The organism is Plantactinospora sp. CNZ321 (assembly GCF_004217235.1).
Map to the genome: position 1 here is coordinate 4,506,263 of NZ_SHKQ01000001.1, position 20,287 is coordinate 4,526,549.

The window sequence follows — 20,287 nt, forward strand, 5'->3', positions numbered from 1 at the left end:
ATCTCAGATGTCACCTATCGGTGCAGCAGACCCTCGAATCGGTGGCGCGCCACGGAAGTGGTGCGCGGCGTCCAAGTCACTGGTGTGGCCGCCAGGTGGCGTACCAGCCCTCGATGGTTTCCGGGAGGGAGGCGCCACCCGTGGGTAGCACGGTGCCGTCGACGTCGAGGAACAGCACTGGGCGACGCGCTGCGCGGCTCACGGCGGTATCGTTCCGCCAGCGCTGAGGCACTCCGTGGCCGGACCTAGCGCCGGCCCGCCGGTTCTGGCGCGGAAAGTATCCGGGTGACGGGCGCCGATGCGGCGAACGGGCCGGGCACAACCTCACCTCGGAGGATCCCACAGAGGTCGGCGCTCAGGTCCAGGTCAGACCCGTCGGGGTTGGTGTAGCCCATCTCGGCTTGGTAGCTGGTCCCGAGGCGCTCGGTGGTCACCGGGGCGACCACGTGGGTGCCGCCCGGGTGGGTCACCTCGACGCGAAGGGTGCCGGCTGCGGTGTCGAGCACCTCGACTCGCACGGGTGATGCGCCTGTGATGATGGCCGTGGGTTCCGCGCGGAACGGCTCGGCGCCCTCCGCGTAGAGGTTGCCCTCGACCCAGACCGGGAGGCGCGGCCCGGCCAGCGCGCTGCCGTCCTCGTTCGGGTACTCCTTCGCCGTAGGGTAGGCGTCGTACTGCGAGGTGCCCACCGGAGTCGGCACGAAGGTGGCCTGCCCGGGCACGCCGTCCATGTCGATCGCGCCGGACCAGAAGCTCGCGAGCGTCGGCTCCGACTGCGGTTCGGTGTGCTCGGCGCGCGCGCGGTCGCCGACGAAGACGTTGTTGTAGAAGCGGTTGTCTCCACCGAGGATGTTCGAGACTCCGTAGACGGCCGTGGAGTGCGGCAGGTGGTACGGGGTGTACCGCTGGTGCTCGGTGCAGTTCGCGATGCGACCCACGATGTAGTTGTGCACGTAGGCGCCGCCGGTGGACATGTCCTTGACCGCCCACGGGGACAGGAAGAGGTTCGAGTCCACGAGGTACGGGCCGTGGCAGACCTCGGCCATGAAGTCTTCGGCGGTGGATGCGTAGAAGACGTTGCGCCGCACCAAGGTGCCCTGGGCCTGCCAGTCGAGCCACAGGGCTCGGTGCGTGTGATGGATGGTGTTTCCGCTGATCACAGTGTCGATCGCGGCATGCAGCTTGATGCCGGCCACCTCGGCGCCGTGCCACTGTCGCTTCACGTGGATGCGAGAGATGTGGTTGTCGCTGATGGTCGAGAACGCCGCCCCCAGGTGCCCGACGATGCCGGCCTGCTCGCAGTCCCGGATCGTGTTGCGGCGCACCGTGTGGGAGCCGACGTGGTCCCGGTTCCACGGGTGCGGCTCGCCCGCGGCGGGCCCGCGCAGGGCGAGCGCCCGCTGGATCACCTCGCGCTCGCGCTGTGTGCCGCCCTTGGCGCCCTTTGGCCCTGCGGCCGCCTCGTTCTGCCCGGTGCTGGCCTCTTTGCCCAGCGAGACGCCGACGTTCTTCGAGTCGGTGATCGTGTTGTCCTCGATCACCCAGCCCTTCGACCAGTGCGGGCCGATCAGGCCCTCCTGCAGCGCCGTGGGCGGGGCCCACTGCGTGGCGGCCTTCGTCAGGGTGAAGCCGCGCACCGTAATGTGGTCGATGCCTGTGGCGGCGGGCCAGAAGACGAACGTGCGCGCGTTGATCTCGATCTGGTGCTCCGCCGGGTCGGCGCCCCCGAAGTTCGCCCAGATCGTGGTGACGTCGTCGCCCACCTCGGAGTACCAGGTCAGCAGCGAGCCCGCCTGGTCGAACGAGTCCACGGTGACCTCGGGGTGCTCGACGCCGGCCATGGTCAGCGACTCGTACAACGACTTGCCGTCGAGATACACCTCGCCCGTGTGCCAGGTGTTGACCTGGTCGAAGAACCAGTCCCCACCGATGCGCTCGAGGTACGGGTTGCGCGACCCGAACAGGGCGTTCGGCACGGTCGCCACCCAGACCCGGCCCGCCGAGCCCGTGTGCGGATGCCAGTCGGCGATCACCTCAGCACCCGAGATCGTCACCGTCTCGAACAGGCCGTCCGCGCCCAGCGCAGCCTGGTAGGTGATCGGCGCAGCAGCCGTACCGCCGCGCGGCGGGTTCACCCACTCGCGGTACACGCCTTCGTGCACGACGACGGTGTCCCCCGGCTGAGCCAGCGCCGCGGCAGCACCGATCGTGAGCAAGGGGGCCTCCGCGGTTCCGTCTGCGGTGTCGGAACCAGACTTCGCGACGTGCAGCTCCACGCCGGGAACCTCAGCCTCAGGGACGGGGAAAGTAAGAGCGCTGCTGACCATTGATGATTTCCATTTCTAGAGTTTCTATCGATACCTAGACGTCTGCGCCTGAGCGCGATTACCTTGCGAGACGATGGCGAGTCCAATGACGCCAACGACCTTCTGGGATCCGTGAGAAAAGTACGGCTCACTCGGAAGTGCTCGCAGAGCGCCTGACGACCAGAAACTGCCGTCACACCCCACCCAGTGCACCACTCGTTCTTCATTTGGAGTCCACCTGAGGGCCGCGGCACCCGACTCCGAAGTTGCGCGGCCAAGCGTACGGCACCCGGCGCGGACCGGATTCCCGGCATATCTCACTTGATCTGCGTGAGCACCAATGCCGCGGCAGAGAACGGCTCATCCAGCTCCACGGCTACTAGTTCCTCGGTCACCTTGACCACGATCTCGCGGTGAGAGTAGATGTCGCTGACCTCGTACCTCCCCGGTGGCAAAGGAACCTCGATCGGACTTCGCTCAGCGGCTCCGAACCGGTGGGCGACGACCAGGATCTGGGCGCCGTCGTTGGACAGTCGCCGGACTGCCTGCCACCCTTCGGGGTGCCGATAGCTCCTCACCTTCGGTCCGAACCGGTGACTGACACCGTTCTTGATCACCGGGACCGACGACCTGTAGAAGGAGATTGCCCGGGAGACCACAGCCCACTGCTCGTCACTCAGTTCGTGGATCTCGCCCGATAGGCACATCCGGCCGAGCATGGTCGCGGTGAGCGAGTACGCAAGCCGCTGTGGGGAGTCCTGCGTGCGCAGCACTGCCCAGATCTGGCTCTGCCGCGGGAGCAGCGCGCGTTGCACGTTGGCGGCGATGATGGGGATCTCCGCGCACTCGTGGGCGTCCGAGAAGGACGACATGCTTGTGAGGGCCAGCATCGAGGGCTCCAGCCGGTGGCCGCCGGACGCGCAGTTCTCAATCACGAGCTCGGGCATCTGCTCGCGGATCATCCGGAAGAAGCCCTGGACTGCGGCCATCTGCTGTCGCAACCCCTCACCGAGGGACTCTGCTCCGTCGCACCCGATTCCGATGCTGTTGTTGTAGTCGACTTTGAGATAGCCGAAGCCGTTGGCCTTGAGGAAGTCGATCATCCGCTCTTTGAGGTACCCGATCACGAACGGGTCACGGAAGTCCCAGAAGCGCCGGTCGCCTACTGTGACGGGGACGCCGTCGCGCTTGAGCAGGTGGTCGGTGAGCGTGAATGACGTGGCCCGGGAGCCGACCGTCTCGAACTCGAACCAGATGCCGGGGATCATCCCGGCGGACCGCATGTGATCAAGCGCCTCGGTCAGCCCGTCGGGGAACGTTCGGCGGTCCAGTTCCCAGTCGCCGTGACCGTTGAACCATTCACTGCCCTCGGCCTTGTACCAGCCGCTGTCGATGACGAGATATCGGATCCCTTTGCCCGCAAGCCGGTCGACGATCGCTCTGAGGTTCTGCGGCGACGGCGAACCCCAGGTGGTGCAGTATTCGTTGAAGATGACAGGCAGAGCCTCTTCGACCGCGGGCACATCCAGGAAGAGCTGGTGGCGAGCCGTCAACCGGTGGGCGGCGTCGTCCACTCCACCCTGCGTGACCGTCAGGTACGCGACGGGGGTACGGAACTCCTCCCCGGGAGCCACGCTCTTCGTCCAGTGGCCCAGCTCACGGTCCGCTAGCCCGCCCGACAGGTTGAGGGCGGCGTCCGTCCGGCCCAGCTCGATCTGCCACGAGGCCGGGTGGGCAATCTGCACGCCCCAGCAGACGCCAGCACGGCTGTCCTCGACGAACGCAGTCGGGAAGAACCCGTGCACCGGCCAGGATCCGACCTGACCGAAGCGCAGACACCGATCCCAGCTGGCCCAGGCTGGCTCCAGGCTCAGGTCCTCGACGTGGTCAGACACCAGACGCCCCTCGCCCGACCAGGCGCTGCGCAGCCTGTGCAGGATCAGACCGCCGGGGGCGTCGCCCTCGGCGAAGGGTGTCAGACCAGTGAGCGAGAACGACGAGAGAAGCTCTAGCGTCACCGTCTCCGGTCCCTCGTTGCGAAGGACAGCAGATGAGTCCAGCGCGGCCTCGCCCGATTGCCACCGCAGATGGTGTTCGACGAGGCACCCTTGGTGCGTGCGCAGGAGGGTCACGACCGTGACACCTGCGTCGGTCGTCTCCTCGCGCTGCGACTCGACGGTGAGCGTGGCGACAGTGCCTCCGTTCCGCAACGAACGACCGGCCGAACCGCCCTGGTATGTGTCACCGACGGTCTTGATCTGCACGAGCGAGTCGATGGCAGACGACTTCTCGGCGATCTGGCCCGCCATTGCGGCCGGGAAGAGCATCATTCCCACCGGCCCGCCCGGAACAGGCTGCATGTAGCGGGCGATCGTGTCGCCGAGGACGTAGTCCTTCAGGAGCTTCACAGCTAGTCCTTTCCACGACCGTGTCGAAGTAGCACCCGGCGGTGGCCGCGATTGAGCACGCCATCGCTGGGTTGAGACCGGCAGATGTGCGCAGCGTCTTCGCTGCCAGTTGGGCCGTCGGGCAGGACTGTCGGGACCCGGACCCATTACCTCCCGATGGGCCCGGGTCCCGTCCAGTCAATGCCGCCATCGCCGAGCCGAGCCTTGCGTCGCACGAAGGCCAACGACGGACTGCCGCACGGCTGTCCGCGCCTACGGTTACCCCTTGACGGAGCCGAGCATCACGCCCGACACGAAGTGCCGCTGCACGAACGGGTAGATGAACAGAATCGGGATGATCGCCAGGATCATCGCCACGGCCTGGATGTTGGGGGAGATGGCGGCAGAGGTCGTGCCGGCGGCAGCGGCGCTCTCGGCGGTGGTGGTCGACGCGCCCGCGATGAGGTTGCGCAGGAAGAGCGACAGCGGGAAGAGGTCGTTCTTGTCGAGGTAGAGGAATGCGGTGAACCAGTCATTCCAGTAGCCGACCGCGTAGAACAGGATCATTGTCGCCAAGATGGCCTTCGACAGCGGCAACACGATCCGGATGAAGATGCCGAACGAACCGAGCCCGTCGATCTGGGCGGCTTCCTCAAGCTCGTGGGGGAGGTTCTCGAAGAACGACTTCATGACCAGAAGGTTGAAGACGGAGAGCGCTCCGGGCAGCGCGACCGCCCAGATCGTGTTCTTCATCCCGAGCGAGGAGATCAGGACGTAGTTCGGGATGATGCCGCCGTTGAAGAACAAGGTGAACACGGCGAGGCCGATGAGGGCGTTGCGCCCGCGCAGATGCCGCTTGGAGATCACGTAGGCGAAGGTTGTGGTGAGCACCATCGCGATAGCGGTCCCCACGACGGTGTAGAGCACGGTGTTGCCATAACTGGTCCAGAAGCGACTGTCCTGCATCACCGCCTGGTATGTGCGGACATTGAAGCCGACGGGGATTGCGTTGACCAGGCCTGCCTTGATGGCACCAGGGCTGGAGAACGACTGCGCGACCAGCGTGATGAACGGGTAGAGCGTCACCACGCAGATCACAACCAGGGCGATAATGTTCAGGACGGTGAACGCCTTGTACCCACGCGAGTCACGCGGACCGACCAGCTTCCCGGCACCCGCCGGCTTTGTCGTCAGCAGGTTGTTCGTCGTCGTCACCACAGGCTTGCTCCCACCATTCGGCGCGAGATGAGGTTCGCGGACAGAACCATGACCAGGCCGATGCAGGCCTGAAAGAGGCCGATCGCCGCCGCATAGCTGAGGTTGTTGGACTGCAGGCCGACCCGGTACAGGTAGGTCGAGATGACGTCGGCCGTGGAGTAGGTCAGCGGCGTGTACAGCAGCAGGACCTTCTCGAAGCCGACGTTGAGGAACGACCCGATGTTGAGGATCAGCAGCGTGATCATGGTGGGGCGGATGCCGGGGAGGGTGACGTGCCACGTCTGCCGCCACAGGTTGGCGCCGTCGATGCGCGCAGCCTCGTACAGCGCAGGGTCCACAGTGGTCAAAGCGGCCAGGTAGAGGATCGTGCCCCAGCCCACCGTCTGCCAGACCTCGGACCCGACATAGATGGTGCGGAACCACTCCGCGCGGGCCAGGAAGGAGATCGGGTCGCCGCCCAGCGCCTGGACGATCTGGTTGACGGTGCCCTGCAACGACAACAACTGCATGAGCATGCCCGCCACGATCACGACCGACAGGAAGTGCGGTAGGTACGAGATCGACTGGACGACCTTCTTGAACTTTCTGACCCGCACCTCGTTGAGCATGAGTGCCAGCACGATCGGCAGCGGGAACGTGACAACCAGTGTCAGGCCACCGAGGATGGCTGTGTTCCAGAAGACGTCCCAGAACGTCGGATCGTTGATGAACATCTTCACATAGCGCAGCCCGACCCAGGTCTCGCCGAAGATGCTCCCGCCGGGACGGAAGCGCCGGAACGCGATGACGTTGCCTAGCATCGGCGCGTACCGAAACACCAGCAGGAACACGACCGGCAACACGGCCATCAGGTAGAGCACGCCGTCTCGTCGCAGTGCCACGCGCCACGGCACCTTTTTTGCGGGCGTGCCTCGACGGCGCCGGAAGCGTGAGCTCGTGGATCGGGCCGGTGCCGTCCGAGCTCGTGGAGGGCTCGCTGTCTTGTCGGCGACCAGCACGCCGTCGGCGCCCTCGTCTCTGATTTCCATGTCCTACCCCTCAAGAGGAGGTCCGGCGGGGCGCCGGGTGGCGCCCCGCCGGACCGACGAGGTCGAGGCCTCAGCCGTTCTTCTTGAACCGCTCGTAGGCGCCGTTGATCAGGTCCAGGTAGCCCTGGAGGTTCTTGCCCTTGAGCTCGTTGACGTAGTCGTCCCACTGACTCAAGGGGCGCTCGCCGAGGATGAGCTTCAGTGTGTTGGTTTCTACCGTGTCCTTGAGGGGCGTCGCGAGCAGCGAGGCCTGCTCGAGCTCGTCAGCGTTGAGCGGAGCGGGTGGGAAGGGGGCACGCGGCTTGCGGGTCGACAGGACGGAGTTGATGTAGTCGACGTATGCGGGCGGGTTGTAGCTCACCTTGAGCGCACGGGACTCGGTCGAGCCGGACAGGACGTCGTTGGAGTAGCCGAGGTCCGTCCCGATGTCGGTCTTGGCGCCAGGGTTGATGTTGAAGGACTTCAGCGAGTACTCGGGCTTGAGCGTGTACTTGTCGCCCGACTTCGTGTAGGTCTGGCCCTCCACGCCCCAGCGCAACAGGTCACGGGACTCGGGGCTGTAGTACAGCCAGTCCAGGAACTGCAGCATCGAGAGGAAGTGCGGGTCGTCCTTGGCCTCGGCTGTGAGCATAAAGCCGTTCCAGAAGTTGCGCGGCTCGACGACCTGGCCAGCGGGACCGCCCGGCGGGGCGATCTCGACGACCTGGTACTTGCCCTTCTGGCCGGCCGCATCGAGCGCGGTGGAGAAATCGTTCACTGTGCCGTTGGAGCCGGACGCGGCGAAGACCTTGCCCTGGGCGAACTTCTCGGTCACGGTGCCGGAACCGTCGTTCGAAGCCGTGAACGACTCGGTGTCGAGCAGACCGTCAGCGGCCAGGCTGTGGAAGTACTCGACCATGGCCTTGTAGCCGGGCGACGTGGCGGCGTAGATGAACTTGCCGCTCGCCTCGTCGAACTGGGTGCCGTTGCCGAAGCCCCAACCGGCGACGGTGCCGAACGCGTGGGCGGCGTAGTTGAGCATCGACTGACCCTCGAAGCCGTCTGCGAGCGGCTTGGAGTCGGGGTACCTCGCCTTGATCTTCACCAGGGCGTTGCGCAGTTCGTCCCAGGTCTGCGGCACGCTCGCGCCCACCTGCTCGAAGATGTCCTTGCGGATGACGAGCGTGAAGGTCGGGACGGAGACCTCCTGCAGGCCGGGGACCATGTAGTACTTCCCGTCCGCCTGGCGGAGGTTGTCGATCATTTGCTGGAGGTCCCACTCCTTCACGTACTTCTGGAAGTTGGGCATGTACTTCACGTAGTCGCTCATCGGCAGGATGGAGTTGGTGGCCGCGAACTGCTGCTCGTCCCCGGTGTAGGTCAGCGGGATGATCTGCGGCGCGTCGCCCGCGCTGACCAGCAGGTTGCGCTTCTCCGTCGCGTCGCTGAACGGGATGTTCGTCAGGTCCAGCGAGACGTTGGTGCGCTTCTTGATCTCGTCGAAGACCTGCCACGAGGGCTTGACCGGGTTCTCCGGCCAGTCGGTCCAGAGCATCGAGAACTTCACCGGCGCCGACGCCTTGAACGTCGTGTCTGCCGCGTAGTTCGTCATGGCTGCGGAGTCCGTGAGGGCCGAGTCGCCCTTGTCCGCGCTGTCCGGCGAGCAGGCAGCCAGGGTGATGAGTGCCGTGGTCGTGGCGGCCACGGTGAGCGACCGCCCGGTCCGGCGCAGGACGCCGAGTCTGAGGTCACGCTTCATGTATCTCCTTATTGAGAACTGTCCGGATGTCTCTCCCTCTGAGAAACCTGTCCGGGCGATGTCGACCGGAAGCTGTGCCCTGTGGACGCGAGAGCGGGCCTCGCGTCCTCATCCTGTCGCGATTTTAGCGATAAAGTAGAGATGGGATCGAGCGCCGTCAAGACCTCGCGCACGCACCGAGACGACGACGTCTCGGTGCACACGCAAGAGCCGCGAGCGCCACACCCTCCAGAACGACGCCCCCGCCGACGGGTTTGCCGACTGCTACCTGCTCGGTAACGGTGCCTGGGCGCCGCCGTTCACGGCCGCCGGGGCGGTGGCGCCGTCGATCACGAGTGGCGGGACGGGGTGCTGTCGAGCCTGGTGCTCCACGCCTCGGCGACGCGTGAGGTGACCATCGATGTGCCCGGAGACGGGCAGGAGCGCATCAGGCGCAGAGTGTCGCTGCAGGCCGGTGAGACAGTGACCGTGGTGGCGCCGCAGGCGTGGGATGGTGCCGGGACCCGGTCACTGGGTCACCACAAGTTCGCCCTATCCGGCTCATTGGACGCATTTGCCAAGCCGGATTTGATCGATAATATGGCGGCGCCCCGCAGTGTGGCCGGGCGGCGAGCGTCTCGTCAGAGGTTGCTGGGCTGGCAGAACGTCGCGGAAAGGAGGATGCACATGGTGAGGATGGCGGACGTCGCCCGTGAGGCGGGCGTCTCGGTCATGACCGTGTCGAACGTCCTCAACGAGCGCCTCCCGGTCGGCGAGCCGACGCGTGCCCGTGTCATGGCCGCCGTCGAGGCTCTGGGGTACGAGGTCAACCTGACCGCGCGACACCTGCGCGCGGGACGGACCGACACCGTCGCCTTCATCGTGCCCAGCTTCCACGACTACTTCGGTGAGGTCGCCGACAAGATCGCGCCGCTGATCGAGGCCGAGGGGCGGCACCTCGTCCTTGAGCGGACGAGCGGCAGCCCGGAGCATGAGATGGCGGCACTGAGCGTCGCGCGACTCCAGCTCTACGACGGCGTCCTGCTGTCCGTCGCCGGCCTCGACCGCGACCAGCTGGACCGCGTGCGCACCTCCAAGCCGATCGTGCTGCTCGGCGAGCGTGACGTGCCCGACCGCTTCAACCACGTCCGGCTGGCGAACGAAGAGGGCGCCCGCCTCGCGACGGCGCACATGATCGAGCACGGCTCGCGGCGCATCCTTGCGCTGGGCTGCACGTTCGACACCGCGCACATGATGACGTCGGACCGCCGCATTGGCTGGGAGCGCGCACTTCGCGATGCCGGCCTCGACGTCGACGCACGCTATGTGGTGCCCATCTCCCCCTACTCGCCGGCGGCCGCACGCGATGCCCTTCTCGACGTCATCGCGTCCGGTCTGCCCTTCGACGGCGTCTTCGCCGCCACCGACGTCATCGCGCTCGGCGCCGTCGCGGCCCTGGCAGAGAGCAGGCTTCGTGTGCCCGTCGATGTCCAGCTCGCCGGGTTCGACAACCTCGAGATGGCGAGCTTCGTTCCGCCCGGCCTCACCTCCGTCGACGCGAACCATGAAGGTGTCGCCGAGACAGCGGTGGGTCTGCTGCACCGGCAGATGGCGGGCTGGACCGGCCCGGCCGGACACGTCGTCGCGCCCGTCCGTCTCGTGGTGCGTGGCTCAACCCGCGGTGGCGCGTAGGGCCTCGCGCGCGGAACGCCGCGCGCCGCTCTAGCCCGAATCGGTCGAAGGAAACCATGCTGTGAGCAACCCTGCGCGCACTTCCGCCTTGCGCGCCGTCCCCGCATCCCCGATCACCGAGACGCGGCACCGGCCGCTGCCGATCCCGTCCGTGCGTCTTGTCGGTGGTCCGCTGGCGGCCTGGCAGCAGCGGAACGGCGAGGCCACCATCCCGCACTGCATCGAGCAGCTGGAGGTCTCCGGTGTCCTCGACAACTTCCGCCGGCTCCTCGGGGAGTCGGACGCGGAGTTCCGCGGCCTCGTGTTCGCGGACTCCGACCTCTACAAGGTGATCGAGGCCGTCGCGTGGGAGATCGCCCGCACCCGCACGCGCGCGTTCGACTCATGGCTCGACGACGTCATCGCCCTGGTGGCGCGCGTGCAAGAGCCCTCCGGGTACGTGGACACGTGGATCCAGGGCGTCGCACCGGAGAAGAAGTTCGCGGCGCTCGAGTGGACGCACGAGATGTACGTCGCCGGGCACCTCATCCAGGCGGCCGTCGCACTGGCGCGCGCCGACGGACGCACCGACCTGCTCGACGTCGCCCGCCGTCTCGCCGACCTGCTCGTCGAGCGGTTCGGTCCCGGGGGCGAGGACGGGATCTGCGGACACCCCGAGATCGAGACGGCCCTGGTGGAGCTGTACCGGCTGACGGGGAAGCGCAGGTGCTTGGACCTCGCATCCAGAATGATCGACCTGCGCGGCCACGGCCTGCTGCCCGCCGGCTCGCTCGGAGCGCACTACTTCCAGGACCACCGCCCGGTGCGCGAGTCGACGGCCGCAGTCGGACACGCCGTCGAACATCGCCCGCACCGTCGCTCAGCTGAGCGCCTACGTCGCCACCGTCACCGATGGCGCTCTGGCTCCACCAGCTCGCGGATGCGGAGATCGACCTGCCCGCCGAGCTCGGGACGGGCACGGTCCGGATGGTCACGGGCTACCCCGCCGACGGGCAGGTCGAGATCCGCGTCGAGGGCGACGTCGTCCCCGGCGCCGAGCTGTCCGTGCGCATCCCCGGATGGTCGCCGCGCTCCACCGTGATGGGCCCCGACGGCCCGCTGAGGCCTGCAATGACGGAACCCGCAACTGATGGGGAGACAATGACGACGACCACGACCGCAGTGATCGACCTCGACCTGCCCGGCGCGACGATCAGCCGGCACGTGTACGGGCACTTCGCCGAGCACCTGGGACGGTGCATCTACGGCGGGTTCTGGGTGGGTGAGGACTCGCCGGTCGCGAACGGGCGGGGCATCCGCTCGGACGTGGTCGAGGCGTTGCGGGCGATCTCGATCCCGAACCTGCGTTGGCCGGGCGGCTGCTTCGCCGACGACTACCACTGGCGTGACGGCATCGGCCCGCGCGAGAGCCGCCCGCGGATGGTCAACTCGCACTGGGGCGACGTGGTGGAGGACAACGCGTTCGGCACGCACGAGTTCATGGACCTGTGCGAGCTGCTCGGTGCGGACCCGTACGTGTCGGGGAACGTGGGGTCCGGGTCGGTGGCGGAGATGTCGGACTGGGTGGAGTACCTGACCCGGGCGGACGACTCACCGATGGCGGCGCTGCGGCGGGCGAACGGGCGCGGAAGCCGTGGCGGGTGCCGTTCTGGGGACTAGGCAACGAGGCGTGGGGCTGCGGCGGCAACCTGCTGTACCGGATCGCGGCGGGCGCGAACGAGGCCGACCTGCACTGGACCGAGACGCTCATGCGCTCGTTCGACGACCTGGCGGCGGACCCGGCCGGGTCGGCGGGCCCGTTCCAGGCCGTGTCGCTGCACTACTACACGGGATGGCCGGGCCGTGGTCGGACAAGGGCGACGCCACCGGGTTCAGCACCGACCAGTGGTACGTGACCATGGCCCGCGCCCGGCGCATGGAGGAGCTGCTCACCCGGCACTCCACGGTCATGGACCGCTACGACCCGCATCGCAAGGTCGGCCTGGTCGTGGACGAGTGGGGCACGTGGTGGAACGTGGAGAAGGGCACCAACCCCGGGTTCCTGTACCAGCAGAACACGTTGCGCGACGCCCTGGTCGCCTCCGTGCACCTCGACGCGTTCCACCGTCACGCCGAGCGCGTGGTCATGGCGAACATCGCCCAGACCGTCAACGTGCTGCAGGCCATGATCCTCACCGACCCCGACACCGGGGCGCTCGTGCTCACCCCGACGTACCACGTCTTCGCTATGAACACCGGCTACCACGACGCCGCCGCCCTCGCGGTTCACCTGCGCGACGTCGAGACTCGCGCCGTCGACGCGACCGAGCTGCCGCCGGTCTCGGCGTCCGCGTCGGTCAAGGGCGACACCGCCCTGGTCTCGCTGTCCAACCTCGACGCCGAGGTGGACCGTACCCTCGTCCTGGACCTGCGCGGCCGCGACGTCGTCGGGCACGCCGCGCGATTGCTGACCGCCACCGCGCTCGACGCGCACAACATCCCCGAGCAGCTCGACGCCGTCGCCCCCACCGACCATGCCGGCGTGCGCCCTCACCCCCGAGGGCTCGAGGTCGACCTGCCCGCCCACTCCTACGTCACCGTGGCGCTCGAGCTGCGCTGATGGACCGACCGAACGTGAACATCCGCGACGGCGGGGCGGGGGCAGACTTCACCAACCCTGTCATCTTCGCGGACGTGCCCGACCCGGACGTCGTCTTCGACGGCCGGTACTACTACCTGGTCAGCACGACGATGTATTTCGCGCCGAGCGTCCCGATCATGCGCTCGAGCGATCTGGTGCACTGGTCCATCGCCGGCTATACCGCGGCAATCCTCGACGACGCGGACGCGCTTGCGCTGCGCAACGGCCAGGACGCGTACGGCCAGGGCAGCTGGGCAGCGAGCATCAGGTTCCATGACGGGACCTACTACGTGTCGGTCGGCAGCCTCACCACGCAGCAGACGTACGTCTACTCGACTCCCAACGTCGAGCGCGGGCCGTGGAGCAGGTCGGTGCTCGACGGGTACGCCCATGATCAGTCGCTGCTGTTCGACGGCGACGACGTCTGGCTTGTCTACGGTGGCGGGTCGATCGACCTGCGCAGGCTGCGGCGGCACGACGACGGGACCTTTGCGTGGGACGGCCCGGCGACGCGGCTCGTCGAGGGACGCCAACGTCGACCAGACCAGCGGTCTGAACGCCGAGGGCGCTCACGCGTACAAGATCGGGGACTACTACTACGTCTTCATGATCGAGTGGCCGTCGGGTGGCATCCGCCAGGAGGTGCTGTGGCGGTCGACGTCACTAACGCCGCAGTCGGCGGGCGGCGTGTGGGAGGGCCGGGTCGTGCTCAGCCAGAGCGTGACGGTCGGGGGCCGACCCGGAACCGGCGTGGCCCAGGGTGGAGTCGTCCACACGCACGACGGACAGTGGTACGCCATGCTGTTCCAGGACGAGGGCCCGCTGGGTCGTTCGCCTCAGCTTGTTGGCGTGACCTGGGACGACGACGGGTGGCCGGTGTTCGCTCTCGATCCGCAAACGCCCGAGGCGGCCGCACGGACGGCCGGTGACGAGGCCGCCGTCGTCGCCTCGGACGACTTCGACAACCTCCTTGAGCGCGCGGGCCACTGGAACACGGCCAACGCGGACCTCCTGGCAGAGTCCGCCGAGAACGCATGGAACGGGTCGAACCTGGGGCTCCAGTGGCAGTGGAACCACAACCCGGACAACCGGTTCTGGTCGCTCACCGAGCGGCCCGGACACCTGCGGCTGACCACGGGCAGCGTCGCGTCGAGCATCCTCGATGCGCGCAACACGCTCACCCAACGCACGCTCGGACCCACGAGCTCCGGCGCCATCTCGCTGGCCGTCTCGCACATGAAGGACGGGGACGTCGCAGGCATCTCCGCCTACCAGCGCAAGTACGGATACATCGCCGTGACGATGGAGGGCGGGACCAAGAGCCTGGTGATGCGTCGGGCAGGCGGCGACGGAGTCATCGCCTTCACCAGCGCACCGGTGCCGCTGCGGGCGGGCGTCGTCTACCTGCGCGCGGACGTCGACCTCCGGGATGCCGTCGATACGGCGTCGTTCGCGTACTCGTACGACGGCAGCAACTGGACGTGGCTGGGCGACACCGTGCAGATGCAGTACGACCTCGCGCACTTCACCGGGTACCGGTTCGCCCTCTTCAACTACGCCACTGCCGAGCCCGGGGGATACGTCGACGTGGACTGGTTCCGTGTCAGCGACGCCACCGGGCCTCGCAAACCCCACTCACCGACGAAGCGAGGGAGCTTCCATGACTGAGCAGGCGACGTCAGCCCTGCTGATCGACGGACAGGCACCCGCCGAGGTGCCGCTGCATCACGTGTGGAACGAGTGCGTCGGTGCTGGCCGCGCGAACGAGGCGTTGCGGGCGGACTGGCAGGCGCACTTCCGCGAAGCCGTCCAGGTGCTGGGCGCCCGGCACGTGCGCTTCCACGGCCTGTTCCACGACGACATGTTCGTCTACCGGACGGACAACGGCGGCGGCTTCGGCCCGAACCAGCCGCTGCCTGAGCCGGTCCACACGTTCGCGTATGTCGACAAGGTGTTCGACGCGATCCTCGACGCGGGCGCCCGCCCGTTCGTGGAGCTCGGGTTCATGCCGCGCCAGCTCGCCACCCGGACCGAGACGCTGTTCTGGTGGAAGGCGCACTGCAGCCCGCCGAAGGAGATGGGCCGCTGGGTCGCGCTGGTCGACGCCACTGTGCGGCACTGGATCGAGCGGTACGGCATCGACGAGGTGCGGCAGTGGCCGTTCGAGGTGTGGAACGAGCCGAACCTCGTGCCGAACTTCTGGACCGGGACACGCACCCAGTACTTCGAGCTGTACGAGGCCACGGCGCGCGCGATCAAAGCCATCGACCCCCGGCTGCGGGTCGGCGGCCCGTCAACGAGCGTGTTCGTCCCCGACGCCCGCTACTCCGGAGAGACCCACGACCCGTCGCTCGAGGTCGAGACCGCGGTGGCCACCGACCCCGACGCGCTCGACTGGCAGCCGGTGTGGATCCACGAGCTGATCGAGTACTGCGCACAGCGCGGGCTGCCGGTCGACTTCCTCTCCACCCACCTGTACCCGACCGACTACGCGGCGGACTCCCTGGGCAACGTCAGCGCGATCACGCGCCAGAAGGACGCCACGTACGTCGACCTGCAGGTCCTGCGCACGATCATCGAGAACAGCCCGTACCCGGACGCCGAGTTGCACATCACCGAGTGGTCGACCTCGCCGTCGAGTCGCGACGCGATCCACGACACGCTCTTCGCCGCCGCGTACATCGTCCGGGCGTTCCTCAAGGGCGCGCCGCTGGCCGACTCGATCTCCTACTGGACCTTCACCGACGTGTTCGAGGAGGGCGGCGGCGGCATCGGCCCCTTCCACGGAGGCTTCGGGTTCGTCAACGAGAACGGCCTGCACAAGCCGACGTTCCACGCGATGGCCATGCTCCACCGCCTCGGTGACCGCCTCCTGGCCGAGCTGCCCGACGGTGCCATCACCCGCTCGTCCGCGACGGGTGACGTGTCGGCCATCTTCTACAACTACCCCGCCGAGATGGGCACGACGGGGCTCGCGTCCCGCAACGGCTACGCCGAGACGCGAGCCCTCGCCGAGATGGGCCCCGAGCGCCGCGTCCGGCACCGGGTCGAAGGGCTGCGCCCGGGCACCGAGCTCACCGTGGAGATCCTCGACTGGGAGCACGGGAACGTCGCCGAGGCCTGGTACCAGATGGGCGCCCCGCTCAACATCACGCGGGAACAGACCGCCGAGCTGCGCCACGTCGCCGACGGCCTCCACCGCAGCACGCTGACCGTCGGCGACGACGGCGTCCTCGACATCGACCTCACGCTGCCCGCCTGGGCGGTCGCCTCGGTCGCGCCGACGCTCCCCGGCGGCCAGCGCCCGGATCGGGGGGTCGACGAGCCAGGCAGGATGGGGCCATGATCAGACTGCTCGTGCCCGAGCTCGAGGTGGCGAACGGCGAGGCCTTCCCGGGCCTGGCGGACCTGGAGGGCTTCCCGCCGACGTACGTGGAGAACTGCGAGTTCGACGCGTTTCGTGCGAGCGGAGAGCTCTTCAGCGCGCGGCTGCGCGCTGCGGGCGTCGACGTCGTCGAGACGACGCGAGCCGGCGTGCCGCACGGGCACCTCGACCTGGTCGGCTTCGCTCCGGCCCGGCGGACGCTGGACGCTCTCGCTTCGCGCTTGCGATAGTGCGCTGTTGCGTTGTTCGATGGGTGGACATGCGGAACTCGGCGGGGGGCTGCGGTCAGATCGCTGGGCGAGTTCGGTGAACGCGGCGGCCGCCCGGGTCGCGGGTGGGGCGTCGGTGGCGAGTTCGTAGTGTCCGCGTCGGAGGTTCTGCACGAAGGCGTGTCCGGTGATGATTGTCTGGGCGGTGCGGTCGGTGCGTAGTCCGCGCATCGGTCTGAGCCGGTGCTTGAGCTGGCTGTGGTCGGCCTCGATCGGATTGTTGGCGTGCCCTTCGACGTGGTGCCACGCCGACGGGACCAGGTCGTCCAACACGCTGGTATAGGTGGGGGCGGCGTCGGTCACGACCTCGCTGGGCGTGACCTTCAGCGTGGTCAGCGCCCTGCGGAAGTCCGGGTTTTGCGAAAACCCGGCAGTAGCGGAAGCTGCTGCCGAGCGTCTCGGCCAGACCTGTCTGCCGCTGGTGTGTCGGCCATCGTCGGCGGCCTGGACACTCCTGCGCGGCCTGGCCGGCGCCGGCGTGCGGCTGCTGGTAACGGCGGACAGAGACGACGTCGGGCGTCGGTTCCTCACAGAAATGCTCTCTCTTCCCGGCGCCACCGAGTGGCTCACGGACGTCGACGGTGTGTACGAGGACGCCCGCCTGGACGCGCTGATCACCGACCTGACCCCGGCACTCAACGTCGCTGCCACGCGTACGACAGATGGCCCTGCCGCGTCCGGGGCTCTGCTTGCTAGAACGGACTGATCTGACTGCGACGACACCGCGCTCGTCCTGCTGCAACGGAACACCGACGAGGATGGCTGGCTTGTCGAGCAGGCCGAGCGCGCCCGCCCTTGGTCATGTGTCGCGCCTCGGTGATATGGCGCCATGGATGATGACTTCACTCTCCTGTGGACGGGCCGGTGGGGGTCGCGGTATCGATCTCGGACACGTTAACCCCCACCAGAACCGTTCATGTTTCAGAGCGGTTCGGGCGGGGGTCGCTGCTTCTGGCGTGAAATTCGTGCCGTCGACGGCTGCCGACCGAGTGTGATGGTGTCGGCGTCGCAGGTGAGGGTGATCTGGTTCGCCCGCAGGTACGCGGCGGTAGCTCGCGCGTCGTCACGCGCTTCCGTCGTTCGATCGTCAAGTTGCCGTGCGACGCGGGCGAGGAGCAGGTCTCCGCGTAGGTACAGCGGCTTGGGCCGGCCGGATAGGGGCGGACTGGCGCTGGTGCGGCCGTGGCGGCGCCGATATCCGGGCCACCCGGGTACCCAGTGCGCGTCAGCTCGTCGGCCACAGGCTCGGCAGACGACCAGTCCGGTAAGCAGGTACCGGCGCGGCCGGTCGTCCTCCGGCGTGCCGACCGCGTTCACCGTTTGAGCCTTGACGAAATCCGTCCCGCTCACCAGCGGCGGGTGCACCAACCGGGCCGACAGCACCCACTGGTCCCGTGGATTCCAGCGCCGTACCGATCCTCGACTGGTGCGCCGGTCCCCCGGCTCGGTTTCCTGATGGTCGGTGTACTGCCGGTTCCACACCTGCCGCCCCGTGTAGCGGGGGTTGGCGAGGAGCTCCGCGACCGTCCGCACCGTCCACCCTTCCGCTGTCCGGTGCCGGTTGCGGCTGCGGTCGTACTGCGATGGTGACGGAACACCCAGGTGGTTCAGGGTACGGGCGATGCCGCCGGCACTGGTTCCAGCAATCCGCTGCGCGAAGATCCACTGCACGTGCGGTGCGGTGACCGGGTCAGGGTCGAGTCGGTGTAGTCGGCGTCCCCAGCGGGCGTGCGCGGTGTTCGGGTGGGTTCCGGCGTCGATGAGGCGGTAGCCGTAGGGCGGTCGCCCTCCGAGGTGCCGTCCCTGATCGCGGGCTTGCGCGCGCATGGCCATCGTGGTGCGGAACCGGGCACGGAGGACTTCCCGTTTGGACTGGTGCCCGAGCAGCATGGCCAGGGCCTGGTGGGTGGGGTTGTTCAGGTCGACGGGGTCGCGGGTCTCGGGAAGCCATAGTTGGACCCCGTGAGCGGCCAGCACGGCGGCGACGCCGGCGAGGTGATCGCCGTGGAAGGCGACGACGATCACCTCGGCCGGGAACCGGAACCCGGTGAACGCCGACTTCGGCGGCGACCAGGGACGACCACTCGCTAGCCTCACCCGTCAAGGCTGCCTCAGCTCACGACCACCGGCAACGCAACGGCGCCGGCTCTGTTATCCACGGGCGCACCATAGCCGGCCCGGCCAGGCGGCCGGGCCGGCGTGCTAACGGTGGGTTGGACCGGCTCGTCGTACGTCGAGCCGGTCACGGTCGTCAGGCGAGGGGGACGAGGTTGAACCGCTGGTTGGTGTTCCCGTGGCAGTCGTACAACTGAATCTGCGCACCGTTGGCCGTGCTCCACACGTCCAGGCACCGCCCGGACTGCACACCACTGATCGTGCCGTTGGAGTTCACGTTCCACTGCTGGTTCGTCTGACCGTGGCAGCTGTAGATCTGCACGGCAGTACCGTTACCCGAACCAGCCGCGTCCAGACACATGTCCCCGTACACCCGAAGTTGCTTGTCCGAGGTGTAGGTCCAGGACTGATTCGACCCCCGGTTGCAGTCGTAGAGCTGCACCCGGGTGCCGTTGTTGTGGGAGGAGTTGGGCACGTCGACGCACCGGTTCGACTGCACGCCCACGATCTGACTCGCACCACCGGCCGGCGGCGTGGTCGGGTTCACCGGCGGAGTCGTCGGGTTGCCGGGTGGGGTGGTGGGGTTACCGGGTGGGGTGGTGGGGTTGGTGGAGCCGAGTGAGGTGAAGAACCTCCAGATTTCTCCGGAGGTCCAGGTGCGGGAGTCGTTGGGGCTGGAGGATCCGTCGACGGGGCTGGGGGTGTGGTCTCCGTCGAACGCGGCCCATTGCACCGGGTAGCCGGAGCGGCAGCCGGTGTAGACGGTGGTGATGTGGGTGAGGCTGCCTCGGCTCGGCTCGCGCGGGCTCTGCGCCGTGCAGCCGTTGTTCCGGACGAAGGTGTCGCGCAGCGACCGGCCCTGGGAGATGTTCAGCACGCTGTCGTAGGTGCCGTGGATGCCGAAGTAGGGCACAGGTGTGGTGCCACCGTTGCATCCGCTGAGCTGGGCGCCGGACAGGACGGCGACGGCGCGGATGATGGTGGGCCGGGCGCAGGCCACGGCGTAGCTCATAGCTCCGCCGTAGCTCCAGCCGAGGGCGAAGCGTTGGGTGGTGTCGACGCAGAGGTCGTTTTCGACCTGTGTGCGGATGTCGTCGAAGAGGGTGAGGTCGCGGTTGTTGGTGTTGGCCCAACCAGCGTCGATGCCCTGGGGGGCGACGAAGATGGTGCTGTTGTTCGACAGCGGTAGGAGGCCGTAGTAGCCGGCGGAGGAGACGTTCTGGGCTGAGCCGTTGAGCCAGTGGAAGCCGAAGATCAGCCGGTACTGGCGGTTGCGGTCGTAGCCGTCGGGGAGCCGCAGGATGTAGCTGCGGTTCTGTCCGCCGCTGGAGATCGTGCGGGTGCCGTTGGCTAGCGTGGGGGCCTTGCCGCAGCCGGCGGTCGCCGCGAGGGTGCCGTTCGTCGCGGCCGAAGCCGTTCCGCCGAAGCCGCCGCTGAGCGCGCCGCCGGCCGCAGCCACGACAAGGGCCGCCGCGGCCGCGATGGATGGGAGGAGGTACCTGTGTTTCAGCATTGCCTGACTCCTTGCACGGGTCGTCGGTGGTCGGAGA

General features: G+C 67.8%; 17 protein-coding genes and 2 pseudogenes. 10 read left to right on the plus strand and 9 right to left on the minus strand.

Annotated features, from left to right (window positions below; genetic code table 11):
- Window positions 1–76: 76 nt before the first annotated feature.
- The 6 genes from EV371_RS34445 to EV371_RS19765 all read right to left on the minus strand — a co-directional run bounded on the left by EV371_RS34445 (window position 77) and on the right by EV371_RS19765 (window position 8,677).
- Window positions 77–202: a hypothetical protein gene (locus EV371_RS34445; RefSeq protein ID WP_486484703.1), complete on the minus strand. Its 126-nt coding sequence runs from the start codon at window positions 200–202 to the stop codon at window positions 77–79.
- A 43-nt stretch (window positions 203–245) separates the two neighbouring features.
- Complete coding sequence (locus EV371_RS19745; protein WP_165436742.1) at window positions 246–2,216, minus strand: right-handed parallel beta-helix repeat-containing protein; 1,971 nt, start codon at window positions 2,214–2,216, stop codon at window positions 246–248.
- A gap of 407 nt (window positions 2,217–2,623) precedes the next feature.
- Window positions 2,624–4,714: a glycoside hydrolase family 36 protein gene (locus EV371_RS19750; RefSeq protein ID WP_165436743.1), complete on the minus strand. Its 2,091-nt coding sequence runs from the start codon at window positions 4,712–4,714 to the stop codon at window positions 2,624–2,626.
- Between the two features lie 258 nt (window positions 4,715–4,972).
- Window positions 4,973–5,908, minus strand: a complete 936-nt coding sequence (locus EV371_RS19755; protein ID WP_486484704.1) for a carbohydrate ABC transporter permease — start codon at window positions 5,906–5,908, stop codon at window positions 4,973–4,975.
- Window positions 5,905–6,939 (minus strand): ABC transporter permease subunit, encoded by a 1,035-nt coding sequence (locus tag EV371_RS19760; RefSeq protein WP_130463356.1) that lies wholly within the window; start codon window positions 6,937–6,939, stop codon window positions 5,905–5,907. Before EV371_RS19760 ends, EV371_RS19755 begins: the two co-directional genes overlap by 4 nt.
- 70 nt (window positions 6,940–7,009) lie before the next feature.
- Window positions 7,010–8,677: an ABC transporter substrate-binding protein gene (locus EV371_RS19765; protein WP_130463357.1), complete on the minus strand. Its 1,668-nt coding sequence runs from the start codon at window positions 8,675–8,677 to the stop codon at window positions 7,010–7,012.
- Window positions 8,678–9,025: 348 nt separating this feature from the next.
- Here EV371_RS19765 and EV371_RS19770 point away from each other — a divergent pair, with 348 nt between their 5' ends.
- The 9 genes and pseudogenes from EV371_RS19770 to EV371_RS19800 all read left to right on the plus strand — a co-directional run bounded on the left by EV371_RS19770 (window position 9,026) and on the right by EV371_RS19800 (window position 16,583).
- Entirely contained in the window at window positions 9,026–10,348 is a 1,323-nt protein-coding gene (locus EV371_RS19770) for a LacI family DNA-binding transcriptional regulator (protein ID WP_486484705.1), read from the plus strand.
- Window positions 10,349–10,499: 151 nt separating this feature from the next.
- Window positions 10,500–11,429, plus strand: a complete 930-nt coding sequence (locus EV371_RS19775; RefSeq protein ID WP_165436744.1) for a beta-L-arabinofuranosidase domain-containing protein — start codon at window positions 10,500–10,502, stop codon at window positions 11,427–11,429.
- Between the two features lie 59 nt (window positions 11,430–11,488).
- On the plus strand, window positions 11,489–12,007 hold the full coding sequence (locus EV371_RS33870; RefSeq protein WP_207230546.1) for a hypothetical protein: 519 nt from the start codon (window positions 11,489–11,491) through the stop codon (window positions 12,005–12,007).
- A complete protein-coding gene (locus tag EV371_RS33875) occupies window positions 11,989–12,243 on the plus strand; it encodes a hypothetical protein (protein ID WP_207230547.1) in 255 nt (84 codons plus the stop codon). The genes EV371_RS33870 and EV371_RS33875 overlap by 19 nt, the downstream gene beginning before the upstream one ends.
- Complete coding sequence (locus EV371_RS33880) at window positions 12,180–12,947, plus strand: alpha-L-arabinofuranosidase C-terminal domain-containing protein (protein WP_207230548.1); 768 nt, start codon at window positions 12,180–12,182, stop codon at window positions 12,945–12,947. The genes EV371_RS33875 and EV371_RS33880 overlap by 64 nt, the downstream gene beginning before the upstream one ends.
- A pseudogene (locus EV371_RS34450) lies at window positions 12,947–13,408 on the plus strand (family 43 glycosylhydrolase); the annotation flags it as partial. The gene EV371_RS33880 and the pseudogene EV371_RS34450, both read left to right, overlap by 1 nt.
- Window positions 13,409–13,574: 166 nt before the next feature.
- The gene (locus EV371_RS19790) at window positions 13,575–14,636 is read left to right on the plus strand and encodes a beta-xylosidase family glycoside hydrolase (protein WP_486484706.1); all 1,062 of its coding nucleotides are present in this window, start codon (window positions 13,575–13,577) and stop codon (window positions 14,634–14,636) included.
- Window positions 14,629–16,314, plus strand: coding sequence for a GH39 family glycosyl hydrolase (locus EV371_RS19795; protein ID WP_130463361.1), 1,686 nt, complete (start codon window positions 14,629–14,631; stop codon window positions 16,312–16,314). The genes EV371_RS19790 and EV371_RS19795 overlap by 8 nt, the downstream gene beginning before the upstream one ends.
- Window positions 16,311–16,583, plus strand: a complete 273-nt coding sequence (locus EV371_RS19800; RefSeq protein ID WP_130463362.1) for an alpha/beta hydrolase fold domain-containing protein — start codon at window positions 16,311–16,313, stop codon at window positions 16,581–16,583. Before EV371_RS19795 ends, EV371_RS19800 begins: the two co-directional genes overlap by 4 nt.
- 189 nt (window positions 16,584–16,772) lie before the next feature.
- On the opposite strand, the pseudogene EV371_RS19805 reads toward EV371_RS19800, so the two are convergent.
- Window positions 16,773–16,925: pseudogene (locus tag EV371_RS19805) on the minus strand (DDE-type integrase/transposase/recombinase); the annotation flags it as partial.
- On the opposite strand from EV371_RS19805, the gene EV371_RS19810 reads away from it, so the two are divergent.
- Window positions 16,906–17,328, plus strand: a complete 423-nt coding sequence (locus EV371_RS19810; RefSeq protein WP_486484707.1) for a DUF2399 domain-containing protein — start codon at window positions 16,906–16,908, stop codon at window positions 17,326–17,328. The pseudogene EV371_RS19805 and the gene EV371_RS19810 sit on opposite strands and share 20 nt — an antisense overlap.
- 215 nt (window positions 17,329–17,543) lie before the next feature.
- Here EV371_RS19810 and EV371_RS19815 read toward each other — a convergent pair whose 3' ends face one another.
- Window positions 17,544–18,719: a recombinase family protein gene (locus EV371_RS19815; RefSeq protein ID WP_130463363.1), complete on the minus strand. Its 1,176-nt coding sequence runs from the start codon at window positions 18,717–18,719 to the stop codon at window positions 17,544–17,546.
- Window positions 18,720–18,873: 154 nt separating this feature from the next.
- Window positions 18,874–20,250: a ricin-type beta-trefoil lectin domain protein gene (locus tag EV371_RS19820; RefSeq protein WP_130463364.1), complete on the minus strand. Its 1,377-nt coding sequence runs from the start codon at window positions 20,248–20,250 to the stop codon at window positions 18,874–18,876.
- Window positions 20,251–20,287 lie beyond the last annotated feature (37 nt).

Bases quoted from the DNA above. Each gene is read 5' to 3' on its own strand.
- EV371_RS33880 (WP_207230548.1), top strand. From the start codon at position 12,180: ATGGCCGGGCCGTGGTCGGACAAGGGCGACGCCACCGGGTTCAGCACC.
- EV371_RS19820 (WP_130463364.1), bottom strand. From the start codon at position 20,250: ATGCTGAAACACAGGTACCTCCTCCCATCCATCGCGGCCGCGGCGGCC.
- EV371_RS19760 (WP_130463356.1), bottom strand. From the start codon at position 6,939: ATGGAAATCAGAGACGAGGGCGCCGACGGCGTGCTGGTCGCCGACAAG.
- EV371_RS19800 (WP_130463362.1), top strand. From the start codon at position 16,311: ATGATCAGACTGCTCGTGCCCGAGCTCGAGGTGGCGAACGGCGAGGCC.
- EV371_RS19790 (WP_486484706.1), top strand. From the start codon at position 13,575: ATGATCGAGTGGCCGTCGGGTGGCATCCGCCAGGAGGTGCTGTGGCGG.
- EV371_RS33870 (WP_207230546.1), top strand. From the start codon at position 11,489: ATGACGACGACCACGACCGCAGTGATCGACCTCGACCTGCCCGGCGCG.
- EV371_RS19765 (WP_130463357.1), bottom strand. From the start codon at position 8,677: ATGAAGCGTGACCTCAGACTCGGCGTCCTGCGCCGGACCGGGCGGTCG.
- EV371_RS19795 (WP_130463361.1), top strand. From the start codon at position 14,629: ATGACTGAGCAGGCGACGTCAGCCCTGCTGATCGACGGACAGGCACCC.